This window comes from Pseudomonas sp. GV071 (genome assembly GCF_003050835.1).
GTDB lineage: Bacteria > Pseudomonadota > Gammaproteobacteria > Pseudomonadales > Pseudomonadaceae > Aquipseudomonas.
In genome coordinates this window covers 240,714-250,212 of record NZ_QAOJ01000010.1, presented here as the reverse complement: position 1 = coordinate 250,212, position 9,499 = coordinate 240,714, and the positions used below count along the sequence as shown (strand labels likewise).

7 protein-coding genes are annotated in these 9,499 nt (G+C 63.1%); 5 read left to right on the top strand and 2 right to left on the bottom strand.

The features are described from left to right. Positions 1-155: 155 nt before the first annotated feature. Positions 156-1,061, bottom strand: coding sequence for a LysR substrate-binding domain-containing protein (locus tag C8K61_RS19925; protein WP_108098030.1), 906 nt, complete (start codon positions 1,059-1,061; stop codon positions 156-158). Between the two features lie 185 nt (positions 1,062-1,246). Between C8K61_RS19925 and C8K61_RS19920 the strand changes: the two genes are divergently transcribed. Continuing rightward, the gene (locus C8K61_RS19920; RefSeq protein ID WP_108098029.1) at positions 1,247-2,428 is read left to right on the top strand and encodes an acyl-CoA dehydrogenase; all 1,182 of its coding nucleotides are present in this window, start codon (positions 1,247-1,249) and stop codon (positions 2,426-2,428) included. A 181-nt stretch (positions 2,429-2,609) separates the two neighbouring features. Then, positions 2,610-3,848: a CaiB/BaiF CoA-transferase family protein gene (locus C8K61_RS19915; protein ID WP_108098028.1), complete on the top strand. Its 1,239-nt coding sequence runs from the start codon at positions 2,610-2,612 to the stop codon at positions 3,846-3,848. Between the two features lie 111 nt (positions 3,849-3,959). On the opposite strand, the gene C8K61_RS19910 is transcribed toward C8K61_RS19915, so the two are convergent. Continuing rightward, on the bottom strand, positions 3,960-5,282 hold the full coding sequence (locus C8K61_RS19910) for a glycosyltransferase (protein WP_108098027.1): 1,323 nt from the start codon (positions 5,280-5,282) through the stop codon (positions 3,960-3,962). Positions 5,283-5,372: 90 nt separating this feature from the next. Here C8K61_RS19910 and C8K61_RS19905 point away from each other — a divergent pair, with 90 nt between their 5' ends. The 3 genes from C8K61_RS19905 to C8K61_RS19895 all read left to right on the top strand — a co-directional run bounded on the left by C8K61_RS19905 (position 5,373) and on the right by C8K61_RS19895 (position 9,460). Then, positions 5,373-5,930: an RNA polymerase sigma factor gene (locus C8K61_RS19905; protein WP_108098026.1), complete on the top strand. Its 558-nt coding sequence runs from the start codon at positions 5,373-5,375 to the stop codon at positions 5,928-5,930. Further along, positions 5,927-6,925 (top strand): FecR family protein, encoded by a 999-nt coding sequence (locus tag C8K61_RS19900; protein WP_108098025.1) that lies wholly within the window; start codon positions 5,927-5,929, stop codon positions 6,923-6,925. The genes C8K61_RS19905 and C8K61_RS19900 overlap by 4 nt, the downstream gene beginning before the upstream one ends. A gap of 120 nt (positions 6,926-7,045) precedes the next feature. Further along, entirely contained in the window at positions 7,046-9,460 is a 2,415-nt protein-coding gene (locus C8K61_RS19895; RefSeq protein ID WP_108098024.1) for a TonB-dependent receptor, read from the top strand. The last annotated feature ends 39 nt before the right edge of the window (positions 9,461-9,499 follow it).

Below are 9,499 nucleotides of genomic sequence, written 5' to 3'. Positions count from 1 at the left end.
GCGGTAACGGCAGACAGCTTGAATTGTGTTGTGTACTTGCTCATGAAAAACGCCCCAGAGGTTGGATTGGTGTCCAACTTCTGGGGCGCACTTCAAATGCGAACGCTCGTGGGAGGGACTTCAGCCGCGAAATATCTCGGATGAAACGCCGGTCGTTAAGGTGTCAGAGTTTCCCGATAGTCCTTCGCCTGCTGCACCAACCAATCGCGAAACGCCCGCAACGCCTCGGTTTCGGTTTTGCGCTCGGGAATCATCAGGTGATAGGCCTTGTCGCTTAAACAGGCGTGCTGCATGGCCACTATCAAACTGCCTTCGGCCAGTTCGCGCTGAATCAGAAACGGCGGAATCAGGGCGATGCCCATTTCGTGCTGCGCCGCCTGGGCGAGCATGGAAAACAGCTCATAACGCGGCCCGGTCATGTCCCGCGGCACGCTCATGCCCAGGGAGCCGAACCACTGGCGCCAGGCATAGGGGCGGGTGGTCTGTTGCAGCAGCGGCAACTGGGCGATGTGCTCGGCATCCAGCTCGCCGCTGGCCGGCAACAGTGCCGGGCTGCACACCGGCAGGGAGTTTTCCGGCATCAGAAAATGCGCTTCGGTACCCGACCACACAGCGTCGCCGAAATACACCGCCGCATCGAATTCGGTGTCGGCAAACAGAAACGGGCGGGTGCGGTTGGTGAGGTTCACCGTCACTTCCGGGTGCAGAGCCTGGAAGTGTTTCAGCCGCGGCAGCAGCCATTGCGTGCCGAAGGTCGGCACGATAGCCAGCTCTAGGCTGTTGGCGCCGTGCTGGCCCATCACCGACAGGGTGTCGCGCTCCACCGCATCCAGTTGCGCCGCTACCCGTCGGCCGTAACTCAGCCCGGCTTCAGTCAATTGCACGCCGCGACGGGAGCGGCGGAACAGGGCGATGCCGAGAAATTCCTCCAGGCTGGCGATCTGCCGACAGATGGCACTCTGGGTCAACGACAGCTCTTCGGCGGCCTTGGTAAAGCTTTGGTGGCGGGCGGCGGCCTCGAAGGCGACCAAGGCGGCGGTACTGGGGATTTTGCGGCGCATCGGCTACTCGTATGCGTTAGTTGCACTCGGAAATGGTCTATTTAGGCTTTTCTGCCCTTTCGAAGTGAGAAATTAGCACAGGTCTGTGCGAAAACCTCGTTTGCGCCTTTTCCCCAGGGCTGACTAGGATTAACCCCATCGCCAGCCACGGGCTGGATCGCACCCATCACTTGAGGATTTCGCACATGGCTTCCAACGCTCGCTTCAACTGGGAAGACCCGCTGATGCTGGACCAGCAGTTGACCGAAGAAGAGCGCATGGTGCGCGACAGCGCCCAGCAGTTCGCCCAGGACAAGCTGGCGCCACGGGTGATGGAAGCCTTCCGCCATGAACAGACCGACCCGAAAATCTTCCGCGAAATGGGCGACGTCGGGCTGCTTGGCGCGACCATTCCGGAGCAGTACGGCGGCAGCGGTCTGAACTACGTAAGCTACGGCCTGATCGCCCGTGAAGTGGAGCGCGTCGACTCCGGCTACCGTTCGATGATGAGCGTGCAGTCATCCCTGGTGATGGTGCCGATCAACGAATTCGGCAACGAAGCCACCAAGCAGAAATACCTGCCAAAACTGGCCAGCGGCGAGTGGATCGGCTGCTTCGGCCTGACCGAACCGGACCACGGTTCTGACCCGGGCTCGATGATCACCCGCGCCAAGAAAGTCGACGGCGGCTACCGCATCAGCGGCGCCAAAATGTGGATCACCAACAGCCCGATTGCCGACGTATTTGTGGTCTGGGCCAAGGACGATGAGGGCGCGATTCGCGGCTTCGTGCTGGAAAAAGGCTGGCAGGGTCTGAGCACCCCGGCGATTCACGGCAAGGTCGGCCTGCGCGCTTCGATCACCGGCGAGATCGTGATGGACAACGTGTTCTGCCCGGAAGAAAACGCCTTCCCTGATGTTCGCGGCCTGAAAGGCCCGTTCACCTGCCTGAACTCCGCACGTTACGGCATCAGCTGGGGCGCGCTGGGCGCTGCCGAGTTCTGCTGGCACACCGCGCGCCAGTACACCCTGGACCGCAAGCAGTTCGGTCGCCCGCTGGCGGCTAACCAGCTGATCCAGAAAAAGCTCGCCGACATGCAGACCGAAATCACCATGGCCCTGCAAGGCTGTCTGCGCCTGGGCCGGATGAAGGACGAAGGCACCGCGGCGGTGGAGATTACCTCGATCATGAAGCGCAACAGCTGCGGCAAGGCGCTGGATATCGCCCGCCTGGCCCGCGACATGCTGGGTGGCAACGGCATCTCCGACGAGTTCGGCGTGGCCCGTCACCTGGTGAACCTGGAAGTGGTGAACACCTATGAAGGGACCCACGATGTGCATGCCTTGATCTTGGGTCGGGCTCAAACCGGCATCCAAGCGTTCTTCTAAAATTCAGCTCAATAGCTGCTGCGCTTGATGCTGCTGCGTTGAAAGGAGGTTCGGAATGCTCATTGACTACAGTCAACTCCGCTTCCTCACCTCCTTTCGCCTTGCATCCTCTGCGCTCGCGACGCTATTGAGCCGAATTTGGTCTCGGTAAAAATCATCTAAACGCCTTTGCGAGATTCCCATGCCCGGCGCTCTGTCTCACCTGCGTGTTCTCGATCTTTCCCGCGTGTTGGCTGGCCCTTGGGCCGGGCAGATTCTTGCGGATCTGGGCGCCGAGGTGATCAAGATCGAGCGCCCTGGCGTTGGCGACGATACCCGCGCCTGGGGCCCGCCCTTTCTGCAGGATGCCGCTGGCGAAAACACCAGCGAGGCGGCCTATTACCTGTCCGCCAACCGCAACAAGCAGTCGGTGACCGTCGACTTCACCCAGCCCGAAGGCCAGCGCCTGGTGCGTGAGCTGGCGGCGCAGTCGGACATTTTGTTGGAGAACTTCAAGGTTGGTGGCCTGGCCGCCTATGGCCTGGATTACGCCTCGCTCAAAGCCATCAACCCGCGGCTGATCTACTGCTCGATCACCGGCTTCGGCCAGTACGGCCCGTATGCCAAACGCGCCGGTTACGACTTTATGATTCAGGGCCTCGGCGGCCTGATGAGCCTGACCGGTAAGCCGGATGACGAAGCCGGCGGCGGCCCGGTGAAAGTCGGCGTGGCGCTCACCGATATCCTCACCGGTCTGTATTCCACCGTCGCCGTGCTGGCCGCGCTGGCCCACCGCGACCGCGGTGATAAAGAAGGCGGTGGCAGCGGCCAACATATCGACATGGCCCTGCTCGACGTGCAGGTCGCCTGCCTGGCCAACCAGGCGATGAACTACCTGACCACTGGCAATGCGCCCAAACGCCTGGGCAACGCCCACCCCAATATCGTGCCGTACCAGGATTTCCCCACCGCCGACGGCGACTTCATTCTTACCGTCGGTAACGATGGCCAGTTCCGCAAATTCTGCGAAGTGGCCGGGCATGCCGAATGGGCCGATGACCCACGTTTTGCCAACAATAAACAGCGGGTGGCCAACCGCGCGGTGCTGATCCCATTGATTCGCCAAGCCACGGTGTTCAAGACCACCGCCGAGTGGGTGGCGGCCTTGGAACAAGCCGGCGTGCCTTGCGGGCCGATCAACGATCTGGCCCAGGTATTTGACGATCCGCAGGTACTCGCACGTGGCCTGCGGGTTGAAGTGCCGCACTCCCTCGGCGGCACGCTGCCGCAGGTGGCTAGCCCGATTCGTTTATCGGAAACCCCGGTCGAGTACCGCCAGGCTCCACCGCTGTTAGGTGAGCACACTGAGGCGGTGTTGCAGCGATTGTTGGGCTTGGATGCGGCGCAGATCGAGGTGCTGCGGCAGGCCGGAGTGGTTTGATCGGGCTGAGGCTGATCGGGGCTAAGGCCTGTCCTATAAAAACAAGCGGTCCTCTGTGGGAGAGAGCCTCGACTGCTGCAGCAGGTGATCATCGATCCGGCGGCGCGGAGCTTACTGACGGTTTTTCGCTTCGATCCACTGCGCCATGTATTTGGTGCTCTTGTGGTGATGATGGCGCAGCATCGTCCCGGTGAAGTTCTGCAGGCGGTGGTGGTCAAGGTTGGCCAGGCAATCTTCGATGCGCTGCATCAGCAACGCTCCCCATTGCCGACGCTCATAGCGCGCTGCCAGCAGTTGCCAGCCATGCGCCTGGGCTCGTTGCCAGCGCGCTTCGTCGCGGTACAGCTGCACCGCCGCGTCAGCGAAAGCAGCGGCATCGTTAACCACCTCGCCTGGCCACGGCCAGTCGCCGTGCATGCCTTCGGCGCCAATCGGGGTGGTCACGTTCGGCGTGCCACACAGCATGGCATCGGCGATCTTGCCTTTGATGCCGGCGCCAAAACGCAACGGCGCCAAGCACACGCGCGCGGCTTCCATTACCACCAAGGCATCTGGGGCCCAGTTCATGATGTGGAACCCCTGCGCCGCGTTATGCAGAGCGGTGGCTTTGGGCGGCGTGTACGAGCCGTAGATATGCAGCTGCGCCTGCGGTAGCTGCTGGCGGATCAGCGGCCAGATGCTCTGCTTCAACCACAGCACGGCGTCCCAGTTGGGCGCATGGCGGAAGTTGCCGATGCTGATGAAGTGCGCCCGTTCTTCAAATGGCAGCACCTCGCGCGGGGTGGCATCGAGCAGCAGCGGGCAGTGCACCAAGAGCGCGGCGGGCAGTTTGAATTGCTCGCAGAGCAGGGTGATTTCGGCATCCGAGACCATCAGGCTGAGGTCGCTGCGGTACAGGGCGGCGATCTCCCGTTGCGCGGTGTCGCTGGTGGCCATGTATGGGTACAACTGCGCGGCGTCGAGGTTGAACAGCGCGCTACAGTCATCGCCCAGGCCTGCGGCCATGTGGGCTTTGAATGTCAGGTGACGGGCATCGCGCAACGCATGCAGGTCGACGGTTTCCAGCACCCGCAATGCTTGTGGGCATTGCTGTTCGACGCGCCAGCCGAACTGCTCCTCCATCATGAACCGGTCGAACAGCACCACCGCCGGGTTCAGCTCGCGGACGAAGGTGTCGAAGCTCTCGTTGTTCAACTCGATCAATTGCTCGGCAATGCCGAGGGCCAGCAGGTCGGCTTTGTGTTCGCCCTCGTTGGCCGGGCTGGCAAAGGTGATCTGCCAGCCCCGCTCAAGGAAGCACTCCAGCAGTTGCATCATGTGCCCACTGGCGGCCGAAGAGCGGGGCTCGGGCCAGACGTAGCCGATAACCAGCAGGCTCTTGGGAGTAGGCGAATGGGGCACGGTGGCAATCCTGGGGGCGAAAACGGCGGCCATTATGCGGCATCCGACCGGGGGCCTCTATCGGGCTTTAATGCAAGGCATTATCATTTGCGCATTATTTCTATCGCGCGACCTTCCGCCTCCATGGCCGACCACGACCCCCATCACGATCCGCAGCCGCAGGCCCTGGTCGCGGCTGAGCCCGCCGGGCGCGCGGATTTCCTGCGGGTGTTTCTGTCGGAACGCTCGCGCATGGAGGCGCTGGTCAGCCGCCGGGTTGGCTGCCGGGCGACAGCGGCCGATCTGGTGCAGGACCTGTTCCTGCGCTTCTGGCGCCGCCCGCAGGTGCAGGTTGAGGAGCTCAGCACCTACCTGCTGCGTTCGGCGCGCAACATGGCCATCGATCATCTGCGCAGCGAAAGCTCACGCACCCGCAACGAAACGGGCCTGCTCAGCGAGCAACTGGGCGAGCCCAGCGCTCCGGACGCCGCGCTGGATGCCCGCCACGATCTGCAGAGGGTCGACCTGGCCCTGCGCGCCTTGCCCGAGCGTACGCGGCATATCTTTTTGCTCAATCGCGTGCATGGGCGCACCTATGGCGAAATCGCCAAGGCTATGCAGGTGTCCCAGAGTGCCGTGGAAAAACATATGATGCGCGCCCTCGATGCCTGCAAGGCGAGCCTGGAGTCGCCCGATCAATGAGCCGTTCTCACCCTTTGCGCGTGGTCGCCGACGTCGCACCGTCCCTCGAACAGCTTGCCTTGACCTGGCACGAGCGGCTGCGTGGGCAACCGACGGCGGCCGAGCGTCAGGCCTTTGATCAGTGGCTGTATGCCGAGCCGGCTCACGTTGAAGCCTACGCCCAGGTGCAGGCGCTGTGGGCGCTCAGCGAGCAGCCGGCGCAGCGCTTGGCGGCCGAAGAGGCGCAGGCGCTGGGCAGCTACCTGCAAGCGATGGACGAACCGCCGCGCCGCGGGCTGCCACGCTGGTGGCTAGGTGGACTGGCCAGCGCCGCCAGCGTGCTGCTGATGCTTGGCTTGCTGGGCTGGCAACCGCAGCGCTGGGTCGATTCGCTGCGCGCGGACTATGTGTCGGCACCGGGGCAGTTGCGGCAGATCACCCTGGCCGATCAGTCGGTGTTGCTGCTGGATGCCGACAGCGCCGTGCAGGTGCATTTCAGCGACCAGCAGCGCCGTATCGAACTGTTGCGTGGCGCCGCATATTTTCAGGTCAGCCATACCGGGCAGCCGTTTATTGTCGGCGCTGCCGAGGGTGAAGCGCAGGTGCTCGGCACCCAGTTCGAAGTACGCCTGCGCGGTGACGGGGCGCAGGTGACGGTGCAGTCCGGGCGTGTCGCGGTCACCGCCAAAGCGGGCGACACACCGCAGGTGTTGATGGCCAATCAGCAGGTGAGTTACGACCACGGCCTGGCCGCCAGCGTGCAGGGCGTCGACAGCGATGCCAGCCTGGCCTGGCGCCAGGGCTGGCTGACGTTCTACCAAATGCCCCTGGCCCAGGTGCTGGACGAAGTGCAGCGCTACAGCCCGGGGCGCATCGTGTTGCTTAACCCGGCTCTCGCGCAGCAGCGCATCAGCGGCAGTTTCCCCAGTCAGGACCCGGACCAAGTGCTGGCTTCACTGGCCAGCGTGGTCGGTTTTCAGCGTCAGCAGGTACTCGGCCTGACGCTGCTGCGTTAACCCAGAAAAATAATTTCAATCGACGGTGAGGTATCCGCCGTTGGCATCCGTGTAGTGCTTGTAATTGCGAATTGCTCGCAGTAAGCCCGGCCTCGGGTCACTTTCACGGATTAGGTGCTCATGACGTATATGTTCAGGGTTGGCAAACCGGCTTTTGGTCTTTCTCTGCTGCTGACCACCAGCGCGCCTCTGGTGGTGCAGGCCGCGGATGCACCGGTTGCGGCCAGCCAGGCGTTGTACAGCTTTGCCCTCAACGCCCAGCCGTTGCCCCAGGCCTTGAGCGCCTTCAGCCGCGTGACCGGCCTGAGCCTGGTTTACAGCGATGACGCCCCTTACAGCCTGCAAGCCCCGGCCATTCGCGGGCAGATGAGCGCCGAGCAGGCCCTGAGCCAACTGCTGCAAGGCTCGGGCTACACGTTCCGGCGCACCGACGAGCGCACCCTGACCCTGCAACGTCTGCATACCGACGGTGCGATGAACCTGGACGCAGTGAACATCGACGCCAGCTCCCAGCAAGCGCAGAGCTACCAGCCGCCACCGACCAGCAAGATCATGCGCTCCGAAGCGCCCCTGCTGGAGATCCCTCAGGCCATCGCCGTGGTTCCCCAGCAAGTGCTGCAAGACCAGCAGCCGCGCAACCTTGACGATGCCCTGGTCAACGTCAGCGGTATCACCCAGGCCAACACCCTCGGCAGCACCATGGACGCGGTGATGAAACGCGGCTTTGGCGACAACCGCGACGGCTCGATTCTGCGTGACGGCATGCGCACCGTGCAGGGCCGCAACTTCACCGCCAACGTCGAGCGGGTGGAAGTGCTCAAGGGCCCGGCCTCGATGCTCTACGGCATTCTCGACCCGGGCGGGGTGATCAACCTGGTCAGCAAGAAGCCGCAGCTGCAGCAATACAACGCCATCACTGCCCGCGCCTCCACCTATGGCGATGGCAAGAACGGCAGCGGCGGCCAGCTCGACAGCACCGGCGCGCTGGGTGATACCAACCTGGCGTACCGCCTGGTGGCCGACTACGACGACGCGGATTACTGGCGCAACTTCGGCAACAGCCGGGAGAAAACCATCGCGCCGTCGCTGGCCTGGTTGGGTGACGACACCACGGTGAATATGTCTTGGGAGCACCGCGAATACGTCACCCCGTTCGACCGCGGCACCATCCTCGCCAAGGGCAGCGACAAGCCCCTGAACATTCCCCGCGAGCGTCGTCTGGACGAACCCTACAACAAGACTGAAGGGCGCTCCGACCTGGCGATTTTCGACGTCGAGCACCGCCTCAATGACGACTGGAAAACCCACTTCGCCTACAGCTACAACCGCGACCGTTACGACGATTACCAAGCGCGCGTGACCGGCTACGCGGCCGGCAGCTCAACGCGTCTGGTGCGTCGCCTGGACGGCACCCGTGGGGCGGTGAGCACCGAACATTTCGCCACCCTGGACCTCTCCGGCGACCTGCAACTGGGCGGCATGCGCCACGAGGTGCTGACCGGTGTCGACCACGAATACCGCAAGATTTTCCGCTCCGACCTGCTGCGCCAGACCACCACCGTGCGCCTCGATTCGCAGGACCCGGTGTACGGCCTGGTGCCCGAGCCCACCACGGTCTCCGCCGCGGACAGCGACCAGACCGACAAGGTCTACAGCCAGTCGGCGTTCGTGCAGGACTCCATTCACCTCGACGATAAATGGATTCTGGTCGGTGGCGCGCGTTACCAGCTCTACGATCAGTTGGCCGGCAAGGGCCGTCCATTTGTGACGAACACCGATATCAATGGCCAGAAGTGGCTGCCGCGCGCCGGCCTGGTGTACCAGTGGAGCGATGTGTTCTCGCTGTACGGCGGCTACAGCGAGTCGTTCAAACCCAACTCCACGATTGCGGCGCTGAGCGGTGGCGCGGACATCAATGGCCTGGAACCGGAAGAGGGCAAGTCCTGGGAAATTGGCGCGAAGCTGGATATGCCGGGGCGCATCACCGGCACCGTGGCGCTGTTTGATATCGACAAGCGCAACGTGATGGTCAACGAAACGCCTGCCGGTTCCAGCCTATCCATCGCCCGTGCGGCGGGTGCGGTGCGCTCCCGTGGTCTGGAAGTGGATATCACCGGCCAGCTCACCGACCAGATCAGCCTGATCGGCACTTACGCCTACCTGGACGCTGAAGTGACCAAAGACCCTGCCCTGAAGGGCAACGACCTGGCCAACGTCGCGCGCAACACCGGTTCGCTGTTTGCCGTCTATGACTTCGGCCAGCTCATCGGCGGCGACCGCCTGCGGGTCGGCACCGGTGCGCGTTATGTCGGCGAGCGTGCCGGCGATGCGGAAAACACCTTCACCCTGCCGGACTACACCGTGGCCGACGCCTTCGCCAGCTACGACACCAAGCTCGGTGGCAAGAACCTCAAGCTGCAATTCAACGTGAAGAACATCTTCGACAAGACCTACTACTCCTCATCGACCAACGCCTACCTGATCTCGATTGGTGATCCGCAGATGTTCGAGGTCTCCAGCACGCTGGAGTTCTGAACAACGCCAAAGCCCCTCTCCCCAGCCCTCTCCCGCAAG

Coding starts and splice junctions, on each gene's coding strand:
- C8K61_RS19925 (WP_108098030.1), bottom strand. CDS start 1,061: ATGCGCCGCAAAATCCCCAGTACCGCCGCCTTGGTCGCCTTCGAGGCC.
- C8K61_RS19920 (WP_108098029.1), top strand. CDS start 1,247: ATGGCTTCCAACGCTCGCTTCAACTGGGAAGACCCGCTGATGCTGGAC.
- C8K61_RS19915 (WP_108098028.1), top strand. CDS start 2,610: ATGCCCGGCGCTCTGTCTCACCTGCGTGTTCTCGATCTTTCCCGCGTG.
- C8K61_RS19910 (WP_108098027.1), bottom strand. CDS start 5,282: ATGGCCGCCGTTTTCGCCCCCAGGATTGCCACCGTGCCCCATTCGCCT.
- C8K61_RS19905 (WP_108098026.1), top strand. CDS start 5,373: ATGGCCGACCACGACCCCCATCACGATCCGCAGCCGCAGGCCCTGGTC.
- C8K61_RS19900 (WP_108098025.1), top strand. CDS start 5,927: ATGAGCCGTTCTCACCCTTTGCGCGTGGTCGCCGACGTCGCACCGTCC.
- C8K61_RS19895 (WP_108098024.1), top strand. CDS start 7,046: ATGACGTATATGTTCAGGGTTGGCAAACCGGCTTTTGGTCTTTCTCTG.